The sequence below is a fragment of the Dankookia rubra genome, from assembly GCF_004355005.1.
Lineage (GTDB): Bacteria > Pseudomonadota > Alphaproteobacteria > Acetobacterales > Acetobacteraceae > Paracraurococcus > Paracraurococcus ruber_A.
Window position 1 is genome coordinate 1 of sequence record NZ_SMSJ01000452.1, and the last position, 213, is coordinate 213.

The 213-nt window shown below is 66.2% G+C and carries 1 protein-coding gene; it reads left to right on the forward strand.

Features of this window, described 5'->3' with window-relative positions; translation table 11 throughout:
• Positions 1-213: IS66 family insertion sequence element accessory protein TnpB (gene tnpB / locus E2C06_RS37220; protein WP_133293451.1), on the forward strand; the 213-nt coding region annotated here is incomplete at both ends.

Genomic DNA, 213 nt, shown 5'->3' on the forward strand with positions numbered 1-213 from the left:
TCCGTTCTCCGGCCACCTGTTCCTGTTCCGCGGCAGGCGGGGTGACCTGCTGAAGGCGCTTTGGTGGGATGGCCAGGGCCTGGTGCTGCTGGCCAAGCGTCTTGAGAAGGGCCGGTTCATCTGGCCGACGATTGCACGCGAAGGTTCGGTGACGCTGACGGCGGCCCAGTTCGCGATGCTCGTGGAAGGACTGGACTGGCGCACACCGACGTC